The sequence below is a fragment of the Bacillus pretiosus genome (assembly GCF_052947655.1).
On record NZ_CM129593.1, the window covers coordinates 2,370,517 to 2,385,371 of the forward strand.

Below are 14,855 nucleotides of genomic sequence, written 5' to 3' on the forward strand. Positions count from 1 at the left end.
TCAAGCTGTGAAAATACCAAAGAATATTGAAAGTCATTTGTTTAAGCAACTTAGTAACTTAGTTTCAAATGAGAAGAAAGAACGAATGAAGCGTTTATTAAATTCATGCGACATTAATAGGACCCTGATAGGAGATTTACTAATCCGATCTCTAATCTGCCAAAAGTATAAAATTAATAATGAAGAAATTAGATTTATATATAATGAGTATGGAAAACCTTTTGTTGAAAATTTTTCTGACTTTCATTTTAATTTGTCACATTCAGGAGAATGGGTGGTTTGTACTACTGCTAATTTTCATGTGGGTATTGATATAGAAAAAGTTTCAGAAATAGAGGCTTTTAAATTAGCACATGAATTTTTTTCAGAGGAAGAATTTTATGAAATATCTAATATGAATTCTGATGAACAAATTAATTATTTTTATGATTTATGGACATTAAAAGAAAGTTATATAAAAACGATTGGAAAAGGGCTTTATACCCCGTTAAATTCATTCTCTATAAAAAAAGAGTCACGAACTTTAATTACATACAAGAATATACCTAAAAACTTTTACTTTAAACAATATAACATTGATCCAAATTATAAGATATCTGCTTGTGCAACAAGGAATGAATTTCCGCAAGAGATAATAATTAAAGACATTTATACAATTTGCCAAAATATATACAAATTTGAAAGTAAGGAGAAAATCAATGCAAAAGACTAAACTTTTTTGCTTTCCACATGCTGGGGGATCTGCGTTTAGTTACGCAAAATGGAAAAATTACTTTAATCCATATATTGAGGTAGTCCCGATAGAGTTAGCTGGTAGAGGATATAGAATTGAAGAAAGTTTGCACCAAAGTATGGAAGAGGTGGTGAATGATGTCTATAATAATATCGTTATGCAGATAGATGATTCGCCATATATTTTATTTGGGCATAGTATGGGAAGTTTGATTGCCTATGAAGTAGCTAGAAAAATACAAGATTCTAAAAATGTGTTGCCTAAATTTCTTGTTTTGTCCGGTAGAAATCATCCAAATAGTAAAATAAAAAATATTCGACATAATCTTTCTAATGAACAATTTAAAAGAGAAGTTATTGCAATGGGAGGTACACCATCTGAGGTACTTGAATCAGAAGAATTAATAGAGATTTTTCTACCTATTCTAAGAGCAGATTTTAAAATTGTCGAGACATATATTCATGACAATAATACACAACCATGTGATATTGATTTTCTTATATTTAATGCGGAAAAGGATGAGTTTACTACATATGATCAAGTAATAAAATGGAAGCAATACACAAGTAAAACGTGTACTTTTCATTCTTTTGAAGGTAATCATTTCTTTCTAAATGAAAATATTGAAGAAATAGCAAATAGTATTATAAGAAAGTTAGATTCTAAAAGATTATCAAATAGTTTTTAGAGATTTTCTAACTATACTCATGGCTAAGAAACAAAAATATTAAAGATGAAAAATACAGGCATTGCTGAAATATCTTTGAACAAAGGCAGGGCAGTTTAAACGAACTATTTAAAGGTAGGTGTTGATGGAATTTTAAGTGAAATATATGAAGTAACTTTAGTTTAAGTTGACTTTACCTGAAGGTGAAGTTTTCTTTCTTCATCAGACAGTCATTGGATAACTGATGAGTTAATCGATGCAAGTAGCGGATCTTGCTTATAATGCTAATTGTAAGTACTATGTACTTTAAAAGCCCAAATCATCAGGCTAAGAAAAATAAATCTATCATTTTCTACTGTAGAATCCTTACTATAAGGATTCTATTTTTTGTATCAAAAATCTATAAAGATAATATCGACGAAAACGAATTAAAAGGTATTTTAAATGAATTTTTTAAAACAACACTAATACTTATAACGTTCGCTAAATATATTCGCTCCTTATGTTTGCAAGAAGCTTACAAACTTTCCTCTTCCAATGCAACTTAAGCGTAAATGAAATTTTTTGTAAATGTGGAACAATCTCATTACTTACACTGTCTATTAAGCGTTACAACATTTTTTATTTAATATATCAAGAAAGGAATAAATATTTTTAACAAAGGGAGAAGATTGAATTGAAAAAATTATGGATGCTGGTTTTCTTTTGTTTTGCAGTTATGTTGGTAGGGTGTAATAAAAACGAACCGCCAAAACAAACATTTGAAGAATATATCAATTTATGGAATGATAAAAAATTTGCAAATATGTATGATCATTTATCAGAGCGTGCCAAAAAAACGATTTCTAAAAAGGATTTCACAGAGAAATATCAAAAAATCTATGAGGGAATTGGAGTTAAGAATTTAAAAATTAAAACGAAAGGAGAGAATGCTAAAGATAAAGAGCTTTTTCTTTTTGAAGTTAAGATGGATACGGATGGAGGAACAGTTTCATTTATCCATGAAGCAAAACTCGTGAGAGAAAAGGAATCTTGGAAAATAGATTGGACACCAGATTTCATTTTTCCAGCTATGAAAAAAGATTACAAAGTACGTATGCAAATAGAACAAGGAAAACGCGGAGAAATATATGATCGAAATGGGAAAGCTCTTGCAACGAATGGTAAAGCGACTGAGGTTGGAATTATTCCAGAGAAACTAGGCGAAACGGCAGCGCAAACAAAAGAAATAGTAGCACAATTACTTGATATGTCTATAGAAGAGGTCGATCAGAAGCTTACAGCGAAATGGATAAAACCAGACTCCTTTGTACCAATTGGTATTTTAAAAGAGGGAACTAGACAGAATGATTATATTGAATTAGAAGGAGTTGCATCTCGCCCAGTAAATATTCGGACGTATCCATTAGGAGAAGCGGCGGCACACTTAACTGGTTATATAGGAAAGGTGAATGCAGAGGAGTTAAAATCGCTTCAAAAAAAAGGGTATCAAGCAGATGATTTAGTAGGTAAGACAGGTTTAGAGAAAGTATTAGAGAATAAATTGCGTGGCGAAAAAGGTGGACGCGTATTTATAGAAGATGAGAATGGAAAAGAGATTAAAAATGTAGCAAAAAAAGAAGCAAAAGAAGGGGAAAACGTTACGTTAACAATTGATGCTGCAATTCAAGAAAAAATCTTTAATGAGATGAAAAATGAAGCAGGATCTAGTGCAGCGGTCAATCCTAAAACAGGTGAAACTATTGCACTTGTAAGTAGCCCTGCTTATAATCCAAATACAATAGTTAGAGGAGCATCAAAAGCCCAACGAGAAGCATGGAATAACGACTCGAAACTACCAATGATGAATCGTTTCACACAAGCATTTGTACCAGGTTCCGTATTTAAAACGATTACTGGTGCAATTGGTTTGGAAACAAACACTATAAACCCGAAGGAAGAATTTAAAATTCAAGGATTAAAGTGGGCAAAAGATTCATCTTGGGGAAATTATTATGTAACACGTGTGAAGGAAGCTAGTCCAATTGATTTTGATAAGGCAATGAAGTACTCTGATAATATTTATTTTGCTCAACAAGCTTTGAAAATGGGAAAAGATCAGTATGTAAATGAATTTAAGAAATACGGATTTCATGAAAAATTACCAATCGAATACGAATTTCCTATTTCAATCATTGCAAGAGATGGGATAAAAAATGATATTCAACTAGCAGACACGGGATATGGACAAGGTCAAGTATTAATGACACCACTTCATTTAGCATTAACATATGCACCGATTGTGAATGAAGGGAATATTCCGTCGCCTCATCTTTTAAAAGAAGCAAAAGTAGCGGGGAATTGGAAAGAAAATGTGGTTTCTAAAAAGAATCAAGAGATATTAAAGAGCGCATTAATAAAAGTCATTAATGACCCTGATGGCGCGGGGAGAATTGCTAAGGTTGATGGTATAACTCTTGCTGGTAAAACCGGTACAGCAGAACTGAAGGAGTCGAAGGAAGCAGACGGAAAAGAACTTGGATGGTTTGCAGCTTTTGATGCAAATGCGTCCGACATGATCGTTACCATGATGATCGAAGATGTAAAAGGAAGAGGGGGGAGTAACGTTCCAGGCGAAAAAGTAAAACATGTTTTTCAGAAATAATAAGTAACTATAAGGTAAAATCTTTTACTACATTCATTGTTTGCTTCACACGAGCGTATAAATTGAGCAATACAAAGAACAATTAAGTTTCGAAAAAGCATTCTCCTTAATCGAGAATGCTTTTTTGTTGTGGCTGAATAAAGATGATAACTTATCTTTGTTTTCATTTTTGAAAGGTTGGTATTGCTAATAGTAAATAGAAGAGTAAAACAAATTGAAAGGGACAAGTGAGGGGGATTTTAAACTTTAACAAAACGGTTATTTAGTAAAGCATAAATAGAGCACACAAATAAGTATGCTCTAAGAAAAAAGGTGATACAAGTGGAGTGTTGCGTGAAATGCACAAATAATAATCAGATTTTTTATGAGTGTATTTTTAACATTGTATGCTTTACTTGTTTTTAGGAGCCTGTCATGTAAAAGAATGTATAGATGATTATTTTATGAAAGTAATCGCACACCTTTACATTTTTAGGAGGATTTTTCTATCAAAAAAAGATAAACAATGGAACAAATGAAACTTGTATCTTGTCTATATATTGAAACCATAATAAAAGTGAGGGTAGTTTTATCTTTATTCAAATAAGTTCGAGGTGTGGAAATGGAAGAGACGTTTATTGAAAAGTGTATTCATGATGAGCTTGACTATGTTATAAAAGACTATTGGCAAGATGTATGGAATTATTCATTTATTATTACGAAAGATCCACACTTATCAGATGATATCACGCAAGATGTGTTTATAAAGGTATTTAAAAATTGGAATTCATTTCGAAAGGAGTCATCTATTAAAACGTGGATATTAAAAATTACAAGAAATACAGCAATAAACTATTTGAAATCCTCCTATTTTAAAAGGATATCATTAGTAGGTTTTTTTAGTGACGATAAGCAATCTCCATCGGCAGAACGAGAGTTTTTCAAGCAAGAGGAAATGAATGAAGTGTGGGATGTTGTCTTAAAACTACCTAAAAAACACCGTGAAATAATAATTTTAGACGCGAAATATGAATTATCTTATGAAGAAATGGCTGAAACACTGGGAGTATCCATTGGAACTGTTAAATCTAGATTAAGCCGAGCGAGAAGTAAGGTTTCAAAATTAATAGGGGAGGGTAGTAGTGATGAACAATAAAAAAAATCCTGACTGGTATAGTAAATTAAAAAAAGGTCCAATGGAGAATCGTAAAGATGAAGAAGAATTTATTTTTAAAATAAAGCAGTCTATATATGAAAATAATGAAGTGAATTCTGTAAAACATAAAAGACCGTTTCGTAAAAAAGCTCTGCCAATTATAGTTGTTTTTGTTTGTACAATGTTATTTGTTATCGTTCAACAACCATGGCTTGATGATAATAAATCACCGGTCCAAAGTAGTACACAAATTAAGCCTAAAACTAAAGATGAGTCTGCTCAAGATCCAACATTAAAACAATTTATGAATGAATTATATCAAAGTACAAATTCAAAAAATGAAAATGACTTGTATAGAGCGTTAAATGATGAAGTTCTATTTAAAGGGAAGAGTTATAAGAAGGATGAATTGAAATTTGATGAAGATATTTTTCATGAGTTGCAAGTTGCTCTTACCATGGGGGGAGAATTTACAAATGATTCAAAGCAAGCATACAAAGTACCAAGTGGATTGACAGAAAGTAACGAACCAAAGCAAGCGCATTATGTATATGCAACTGTTACTGGAAATAAAACGAAAATTTTAGCTGAACCAAAGCGAGAATCACAAGTTTTATATGAAGTATCTAATGAAATGGTAAAAGCTTGGATTCCAGAAAAAGTGCAGAATAATGGATATATAAAAGTATCGACAATTAGCGGTAATACTGGATATGTACAAAAAGAGTATGTTTTAACTGATATTAAATATTCTTTCATGTTCGAAAGGGATCATGAAGGTAAATGGAAAATAACGAATATAGATTCTATATGGTAAAGAGGAAGGTTCACTTTAATGAACCTTCCTCTATGTTTTTATTCTCTTATTGAAGAGTATTCCAGTACTCTAAAATTTCTGATGTAACGAGAGCAGCAATGTTTTTTTCTGAATTACTACCAGGAATAACGACAGAAACGGCAATTTGTGGATCTTCGGTAGGAGCATATGCAATGAAAAGAGAATGGTTTATCATTCTTTCTTGCTCATTCGGAGCACCTGTTATGCCTGTTTTACCTGCGACATGAAAGGGTAAGTTTTTAATTTCCTCTATATTTTGGCTCATCCCACCTTGCACGACACTCCAAAATTTCACCGGGTAACAATTTGAACTTTCTAAAATTGGTTTAAACTTTTTTGTTTCCTTACCATTTTGATCAATAATAGCACTTACGATTTGAGGTTTATATTTATCACCTTTACTTGCTAAAGTTGCTGCATATTGAGCAAGTTGAAGAGGAGTGTGTACTTCATTTCCTCCCCAAGAGGCATTTAATAAGGCGGAGATACCATTTTCAAACTTGTTTGTTGGATGAAATTCATATTGTCCGTCTTCTTCAAAAGGTAAATCAATCCCAGTTTTAGAACGAAGGCCGAATTGCTTTAAATACTCTGTCCATATATGTGCAACTTTTTCTATATTCCCATTATTTTGGTTGAATAAGGGTAGAGCTACTTTTGCTGTCATAAATGTGTTAGATGAATTAATGATAGCCTGCCTCGGTGTAATCTCACCTGTTGGCGTTCCAGGTGCATTCGTAATGTTATTTTGATTATCATATTGAAAAGTACCTTTATCTAAATAAGTATCTTCAGGTTGAAAAAGCTTTTCGTTTAATCCAATTAAAATAGTAAGTGGCTTTATAGTTGAGGCCATATTTACATAAGATTCACCATACTTTAATTTTTGAATTGCTTTATTTTGCGAAAGTGATTTGATGTTTTCTTTTTTAGATGATACTTGTTCATATAATGTATTTGGATCAAACACTGTTGAGTTGGCCATAGTTAAAATTGCGCCAGTTTTCACATCGGTTACCACAACATAACCAGCATTAACATCAGTTATTTTCTTGATTTGAGATCTTAATGCTTCCTCTGTTTTTTGCTGCAACTTAGAGTCTAAAGCTAGCCAGATATCTTTTCCTTTTTGTACTTTTTGAATGTTCCATAAGAACTTTTTATTATTCATTTTAAAAATAAGAGTTTTTCCGGGTTTTCCTTTTAAATCATTTTCATATTGCAGCTCAATCCCGCTTTTTCCAACGGGTACATTAAGGTCATTTTCTACATACCCAATTACCTGTGAACCAATTTCACGTTTAGGATAATATCGAATCACTTCATCTTTGATTATTACATTATTGGGTTTGTTTTTGTTTATGAATGCAAGTTCATTCTCAGTTATGTCAGAGTATAACGGTATATCATTCATAGTCTGCTTTTTACAAGATTGTTGTAATTGAGATTTTATGTCCTCTGTAGAAATGTCATGTTGAAATTCGCTTGAAAATTGATTGAAAAAAGCTAATGTGTTTGCTGTATCTTGTTTCGATAGCTTCTCATCATTAAAAGTGCAATATAAAGACTTAACTTTCTTATTTGTAGCTAGTATTACACCATTTCGATCAAGTATTTGTCCTCTTTCGGCCGAAGAAGTTTCGATAGTAATTGAAAAGAAATGGCTTTTTAACAAAATTATTAATATCAAACCTACAATAGAAAGAATCGCTATAAATCTCCATCTTTTTATTTTTGTATGTAACATAAAACCCTCCCTTTTTAGCTTATTTCATCTTATAGTTAATTATTTTTTTTGTAAATGTGGAACAACTTTATTATTTAGATTGTCTATTAAGTATTACAGCATGAAGAAAGGAATAATCAGTATGAAAAGTTTTTAGCAAATCTATGTGTAAGTTTTATATGGGCCAGTATATAGTTTAGCATTTCTAATGCTAGCGACAAAAAATAGAGAGAAAATAGGAAAGGAGAGTTATGAATTACGTAGCTAAACGAAAAGGTATGAATGCTAACAAGGATTTAGCAAAAAAGTCGAAACGATATTTATAACCGGCCATCGGTATGTAACATATAAGGAATTAAATGGAGGATTTATGGGGAATCAAAAAGGAAAGAACAAGACGTATATATCTATTCGATTAAATATAATGTTCCTTTGCATATTTTTACTATTCTCAGCTATTATTGTTCAGCTAGGAAAGGTGCAAATCGTAGAGGGAGAGGCTTATAAGAATCAAATAGAAAGCAGTCAAAATGCAACAACTAGCATTCCAGTTCCACGTGGACAAATACTAGATCGAGAAGGGAAAACAGTTGTTAATAATAAATCTCTTCGCACAATTACGTATACAAGGGTAAAGGGAATTACTAATGAAGATATTTTAAAAACAGCAACAGACTTAGCGAAAGTGCTTGAAATGTCTGAACAAGATATAAATAAATTAACAGATATCGATAAAAAAGATTTTTGGATGCAGTTGAATACGAAACGTGCGGAGACAATGATTACTAAAAAAGATATAAAAAAGTTAAAAGATAAGGGAATAGAGGGAAAAGAGTTAGATAAAAAAATAGAAGACTTAAGACGAAGTCGTGTTACAGAATTAGAATTGGCAGAATTAACAGCACAAGATTTAAAGGTGTTAGCTATTAAAAGCAAAATGAGTTCAGGTTATCAACTAACACCACAAATTATAAAAAAAGATGTAACAGATCAAGAGTATGCGCGAATAAGTGAAAACCTTGCTGAGTTTCCAGGAGTAGATGCAACAGTTGATTGGGAACGTAATTATGTAAATGGTAATTTATTTCGTTCCGTGTTAGGTAATATTACGAGTAGTGAAGAAGGATTACCGAAAGAAAACTTAGATTCTTATTTGGTACGTGGATATAACCGAAATGATCGTGTAGGAAAAAGTTATATTGAACAACGATATGAAGATGTCTTGCACGGTGCAAAAGAAGAAGTGAAAAACATTACTGATAAATCAGGAAACATTATAAACACAGAAATAATCTCTAAAGGAAAAAGTGGTAATAGTTTAACATTAACGATTGATATGGAATTACAAAAGAAAGTGGAAGAAAGTATAGAGAAAAATTTGAGAGCGTTTAAGAGTTCAGAGCCACTGTTGGACCGAGCTTTTGTCGTCATGACGAATCCAAATAACGGACAGATTCTATCTATGGCAGGCAAAAAGATTGTAGAAAAAGAAGGGAAATTAGAGATTGAGGATTTGGCATTAGGTAACATGACAACTTCGTATGAGCTAGGGTCAGCTGTAAAAGGTGCAACTTTATTAACTGGATATGAGACAGGGGCAATACAGCCAGGAGATCAATTTTATGATGCACCCATGAAATTTAAAGGTACACAAGCTAAGAAATCGTGGAATGTATCCGGATTTGGTAATATTAATGATTTACGAGCGCTACAAGTATCTTCGAATGTATACATGTTCCAGACAGCTTTAAAAATTGCGGGAGTTAATTACGTACCAAATGGTTCGTTGGATATAAAACAAGGAGCATTTGATACGATGCGCTATTATTTTAAACAATTTGGATTAGGAGTTCCAACAGGTATTGATTTACCGAATGAAATAATTGGACAAACTAGAAAAGTAGATAGTCAGCCTGGTTTTTTACTAGATTTTTCTATCGGGCAGTATGATACGTATACACCGTTGCAATTGGCGCAATATATTTCAACGATTGCTAATGGGGGGTATAGAATGCAACCTCAAATTGTACAAGAAATACGAGAGCAATCAATAAAAGAAGAAGAGGTTGGCAAAGTTATACGCTCTATAGAGCCTGTCGTATTAAATCGAATTGATATGAAGACAGAACATATTGATCGGATAAAAGAAGGGTTTAGATGGGTATTCCAAGAAGGTGATGGAACTGGCGTGAAGTATTTCAAAAACGCGCCATATAAACCAGCAGGAAAGACAGGGACAGCTCAAACTGTATATGGTGGAGATGATCCAATTGGTAGAAATGCAAAAGGAGAACGTATGGAATGCTACAACTTAACGTTAGTTGGATATGCTCCATATGATAATCCAGAAGTAGCATTTTCTGTAGTAGTTCCATGGCTTCATAACGATAAAAGTGGAATTAATTCTATAATTGGAAAAGAAGTTTTAGATGTATACTTTGATTTGAAACAGCAGCGTATAAATGGTGAAGTTGCTGGTATAGATGCTTCGAATCAAAACGAGTAAAATTTGTGCACTTTTCTCAGGTGAAGAGCCCTTGTATATATAAAGGCACTAATAAGTAAAAAGATGAGATGTGAAATAAGCGATAGTGGCGATCATAGTTGCTATCACTTATTTTGTTAATACCTCTGATACTAGTTATAAAGTTTTTTAAGTTTATGGAACAGATTTGTTTCGGTGATTGTCTATTATGTGTACGTATAAAAAGGTATTAAGAATTTGAAAGGAATGATGATCTTGAAAAACAAGAGGATGCTAAAAATAGGTATATGCGTTGGTATATTAGGTTTAAGTCTTACAAGCTTAGAAGCTTTTAAAGGAGGGCCATTGCAAGTTGAGGCGAAAGAAAAGACAGGACAAGTGAAGCATAAACATCAGGCGACGTATAAAGAGTTCTCTCAACTTGAGAAAAAATTCGATGCACGATTAGGTGTATATGCGATTGATACTGGTACAAATCAAACAATCTCTTATCGACCTAACGAAAGGTTTGCCTTTGCATCAACCTACAAGGCGTTAGCGGCAGGGGTATTACTACAGCAAAACTCTACTGAGAAATTAAATGAAGTTATTACTTATACGAAAGAAGACTTAGTGGATTATTCACCTGTTACCGAGAAACATGTAGATACTGGAATGAAACTAGGAGAAATTGCTGAGGCTGCTGTTCGTAACAGTGATAATACTGCAGGGAACATTTTATTTAACAAAATAGGCGGACCAAAAGGATATGAAAAAGCGCTTAGACAGATGGGTGATCGGGTTACTATGTCTGATCGCTTTGAAACAGAATTAAACGAGGCTATTCCAGGAGACATTCGTGATACTAGTACAGCGAAAGCAATTGCTACGAATCTGAAAGCCTTTACGGTCGGAAATGTGCTTCCGGTTCATAAACGTAACATTTTTACAGGGTGGATGAAAGGAAATGCTACAGGAGACAAACTTATTCGTGCAGGCGTACCAACTGACTGGATAGTTGCAGATAAATCCGGTGCTGGAAGTTATGGGACACGAAATGATATTGCTATCGTTTGCCCGCCAAATAGAGCACCAATTATTATCGCAATTTTATCTAGTAAAGATGAGAAAGAAGCTACTTATGATAATCAACTCATTGCAGAGGCAACTGAAGTTATAGTTAAGGCTCTTAAGTGATAATCTCTCAATTCATTATGTAATAAAATATGAACTTGGAAAGTGATTCTTTTTAATGTGAAAAGCATTTTGATGGATTAATTTAATTTGATATAAAAAGAGGACGCATTATTATTTACGTCCTCTTTTTATTTTTATTTATTAGATAAGTTTAAGCAGAAACTTTTGTTTTAATTATGTCGATTCACGGATAATTAAGTTTGTAGGATATTCAATAATTTTACGTTTAATAGATTCATCTGTATTTATATATAGTAGAATCTCGTTAACGGTACGTTTACTCAGTTCAACAATTGGAATATCGATGGTACTAATTGTTGGAGTTGTAACTGTACAAATTAATTGATTATCATAACCACAAACAGCTAAGTCAGTTGGAATAGAATATCCTTTTATAGTAGCTCCTTTAATGACTCCAGCAGCAACTTGATCATTTCCAGTAAATAATGCAGTAGGTCTATCTTTTAATTTATCTAATTTCTCAAAAATTCTAAATCCATCTTCAATAGTAATTGCATCTCCAAACAGCCAATTTTTATTGAATGGTAATTGCTTTTCTTTTAAGGCATGCAAATATCCTTGTTGGCGTTTTAATTGTGCTTGACTATTAAGAGAATCAAAACAAAAGCCAATTTTTTTATGATCTTTGTTTATTAAATGTTTAACAGCTTTGTATCCAGCCTCAAATTCATCGTAACAAATTATTGGAATAGGTGCATTTTCCTCATACTCATTACAAAGTAATATGGGCCCATATGCTAAATAATGCTCTATATTTTCCCAACTATTTTCTAGGGATGCGAGAATTACACCATCTACAGCTTTATTCTTTAGTAATGAAAGTAATTCTAGCTCTATTTTTTTCTCATAAAAAGTCTGATAAATTAGCAATTTGTAATTGTGTTTTAATAATTCTTTAGAAATTTCTCTAGCTAATTTTCCGAAAAAAGGATGATCTATATTTGGAATTGATAGAGCAATGGTTTGTGTCTTATTTATCCTAAGATTCCTAGCAATAGAACTAGGAGTATAGTTGAATTCTTGCATTACTTTTATTATTTTCTCACGTTTTTCTGAATTTACATATGGATGATTATTTAGAACTCTTGAAACCGTAGCATTTGATACATTACATAATTTAGCTATTTCGTTAATTGTTACCATAGAGAAACCCTCCGTAAAAAAAATGTTGACATGTAATCGATAACATAAAATATAGTCTACTCATGATTTTCAAAATAATTTCTTAGAGGTGATTTAACGTGAAAACTCTTACTACAATTTCTGGATATAGTAAAGACAATTTAGCTTTATTAAAGTGCCTACAGGGGGAAACAAAAGAAAAAGAATTTGAAATTAGTAATATATTGCCGAATCACAAGATGAAAGAGAAATTATTTAGGGAAAATAAATTGAAAATAGATATTGATATAGAAAAAGATATTTTCAATTATAGCAGAAAAAATATACAGAAAATAGAATTTATGCCAGTTAATCGGTTGATTTCTCAAGATGAGGTTGAAAAAATTATAGGAGTTTTAAAAGATGTCTTACCGACAGGTCAATTTACAAGTGGACCATTTTCAAAAAAGCTAGAAGAAGTAATCGGAAATTATTTAAATAAAAAGTTTGTAATTGCAACAAGTAGTGGTACAGATGCCCTTATGGTGTCATTGTTATCTATTGGTATTCAGCCGGGAGATGAAGTAATTATGCCAGCTAATAGTTTTGCTGCTACTGAAAATGCCGTGTTAGCAGTCGGAGCAAAACCTATATTTGTAGATATAGATCAGCAGAGTTATTGTATTGATCCATCTAAAATAGAAGAAGCTATAACCAAAAAAACTAAATGCATTTTACCTGTACATTTGTATGGTAAACAATGTGAAATGAAAAAAATTCGTGAAATTGCGGATCTATATCAATTAACAGTTATTGAAGATGCATGTCAAGCTATTGGTTCTTCAAATCTTGGAGAATATGGAGATATAATTGTCCTTAGTTTTAATCCATATAAGAATTTTGGTGTATGTGGTAAGGCAGGTGCAATAGTTACTAATAATGAAACTCTTGCAATTCGTTGCAATCAATATAGTTATCATGGATTTGAGATTGATAAAAAAATAAAAAGGTATTAGACTTTGGATTCAATTCTAAAATTGATAATTTGCAAGCAGCTATTGGTTTGGAAAGAATTAAGTACTTATCATATAACAATTTAAAAAGAGCGTATTTAGCTCAACGATATATACGTGATTTAAAGGAATTAGAGGATAGAGAATTAATTAAGCTACCTATGATGACAGAAGATAATGTCTGGCACCTTTTTCCGATTAGAGTTGAAAATGGAAGAAGAGACGAGTTGAAAAATAAATTGTACCAAATGTATAACATTGAAACAGATATTTATTATCCGGTATTATCTCATAAACAAAATACTAAGTGGATAAAGGAAAATGATTTGCAAAACAATATATTAAATACAGAGCAAGTTCATAAAGGAATATTACATTTACCTTTACACCCAAATATGATGTTAGAAGAGCAAAATTTCGTTTTGGAGGGATTATTCAATGTCAATAAGTAATGAAGTTTTAAAGTCTTTAAATTTTGAAAGACTACCACAGGTTAAAAAGCCTAAATATGTAGTGTTCTGTGATTTTGATGAAACTTATTATCCTCATAACATGGATGATTCTAAAAGAAGCAATATGAAATTGTTAGAAAAGTATTTGTATGAACAAGGAAGTAAAGGGGATCTAGTAATTGGTTGGGTAACGGGAAGTAGTTTAGAATCAATTGTTGAAAAAATGAAAAAGGGTGGTATTCAGTATTTCCCTCATTTTGTGGCGAGTGGGTTAGGTACAGAAATAACGTACTTTGATAGTAATGGGACTACTATAGATGATCAAATTTGGGAGGAGAGAATTATAGGGGGTGGTTTTGATTCTTCAAAGATTGAAAGAATTCTTAAATTGCTAGAATCAAAATATGAAATTTTTTTAAGACCTCAGACACAATTAGGAAGTTCTAAGTACAAATTTAATTTTTATTATGAAGAGCAAAATGAATTTATTGATGCAAAGAATTTAGAAAAGATAGAAGAAATCGGAGAAATATTCCAAGTGGGAGTTAATATTAACAAATGTAATCCACTAGCTGGTGATCCAGAAAATTGCTATGATGTAGATTTTATTCCACTTGGAACAGGTAAAGATGAGATAGTGAAGTTTATTTTAGACAAGTACGAACTAGATAAAACAAATGCCATTGCTTTTGGAGATAGTGGGAATGATTTAAGAATGCTACAAGCTGTAAGACATGGTTATTTAGTAGAAAATGCAACAGAAGAAGCCAAAAACACACACTCAATGTTAGCTGAAGGTGAATACTCGATTGGAATTTTAAATACTCTAAAGCACATTATTAATTAAAAGGGGATGTTCATATA

10 protein-coding genes and 1 pseudogene are annotated in these 14,855 nt (G+C 32.0%); 9 read left to right on the forward strand and 2 right to left on the reverse strand.

The features are described 5' to 3' along the window. Window positions 1-7 precede the first annotated feature (7 nt). From ACU8YW_RS12080 to ACU8YW_RS12100, 5 genes are all read left to right on the forward strand, one after another. A complete protein-coding gene (locus tag ACU8YW_RS12080; protein WP_088609773.1) occupies window positions 8-712 on the forward strand; it encodes a 4'-phosphopantetheinyl transferase family protein in 705 nt (234 codons plus the stop codon). Then, complete coding sequence (locus ACU8YW_RS12085; protein ID WP_426934576.1) at window positions 699-1,421, forward strand: thioesterase II family protein; 723 nt, start codon at window positions 699-701, stop codon at window positions 1,419-1,421. The genes ACU8YW_RS12080 and ACU8YW_RS12085 overlap by 14 nt, the downstream gene beginning before the upstream one ends. 655 nt (window positions 1,422-2,076) lie before the next feature. Further along, window positions 2,077-4,044: a penicillin-binding transpeptidase domain-containing protein gene (locus ACU8YW_RS12090; protein WP_088609772.1), complete on the forward strand. Its 1,968-nt coding sequence runs from the start codon at window positions 2,077-2,079 to the stop codon at window positions 4,042-4,044. A gap of 601 nt (window positions 4,045-4,645) precedes the next feature. Further along, a complete protein-coding gene (locus ACU8YW_RS12095; RefSeq protein ID WP_060488847.1) occupies window positions 4,646-5,179 on the forward strand; it encodes an RNA polymerase sigma factor in 534 nt (177 codons plus the stop codon). After that, window positions 5,169-5,996 (forward strand): anti-sigma factor, encoded by an 828-nt coding sequence (locus ACU8YW_RS12100; RefSeq protein ID WP_088063395.1) that lies wholly within the window; start codon window positions 5,169-5,171, stop codon window positions 5,994-5,996. Before ACU8YW_RS12095 ends, ACU8YW_RS12100 begins: the two co-directional genes overlap by 11 nt. A 46-nt stretch (window positions 5,997-6,042) precedes the next feature. On the opposite strand, the gene ACU8YW_RS12105 is transcribed toward ACU8YW_RS12100, so the two are convergent. Next, window positions 6,043-7,764, reverse strand: coding sequence for a peptidoglycan D,D-transpeptidase FtsI family protein (locus ACU8YW_RS12105; protein ID WP_088063396.1), 1,722 nt, complete (start codon window positions 7,762-7,764; stop codon window positions 6,043-6,045). A gap of 349 nt (window positions 7,765-8,113) precedes the next feature. On the opposite strand from ACU8YW_RS12105, the gene ACU8YW_RS12110 reads away from it, so the two are divergent. Together ACU8YW_RS12110 and bla are read left to right on the forward strand one after the other, a co-directional pair. Then, window positions 8,114-10,249 (forward strand): peptidoglycan D,D-transpeptidase FtsI family protein, encoded by a 2,136-nt coding sequence (locus tag ACU8YW_RS12110; RefSeq protein ID WP_088609771.1) that lies wholly within the window; start codon window positions 8,114-8,116, stop codon window positions 10,247-10,249. Between the two features lie 207 nt (window positions 10,250-10,456). Continuing rightward, window positions 10,457-11,404 carry a class A beta-lactamase Bla1 gene (gene bla, locus ACU8YW_RS12115; RefSeq protein ID WP_370513124.1) on the forward strand — a complete coding sequence of 316 codons (948 nt, stop codon included), beginning with the start codon at window positions 10,457-10,459 and terminating at the stop codon, window positions 11,402-11,404. 174 nt (window positions 11,405-11,578) lie between these two features. Here the strand turns inward: bla and ACU8YW_RS12120 are convergent, their stop codons facing one another. Beyond that, window positions 11,579-12,568 carry a LacI family DNA-binding transcriptional regulator gene (locus tag ACU8YW_RS12120; protein WP_088063399.1) on the reverse strand — a complete coding sequence of 330 codons (990 nt, stop codon included), beginning with the start codon at window positions 12,566-12,568 and terminating at the stop codon, window positions 11,579-11,581. 98 nt (window positions 12,569-12,666) lie between these two features. On the opposite strand from ACU8YW_RS12120, the pseudogene ACU8YW_RS12125 reads away from it, so the two are divergent. Both ACU8YW_RS12125 and ACU8YW_RS12130 read left to right on the forward strand, forming a co-directional pair. After that, window positions 12,667-13,991, forward strand: a pseudogene (locus tag ACU8YW_RS12125) (DegT/DnrJ/EryC1/StrS aminotransferase family protein). Beyond that, window positions 13,978-14,838, forward strand: coding sequence for an HAD-IIB family hydrolase (locus ACU8YW_RS12130; RefSeq protein WP_088063401.1), 861 nt, complete (start codon window positions 13,978-13,980; stop codon window positions 14,836-14,838). The pseudogene ACU8YW_RS12125 and the gene ACU8YW_RS12130 overlap by 14 nt, the downstream one beginning before the upstream one ends. The last annotated feature ends 17 nt before the right edge of the window (window positions 14,839-14,855 follow it).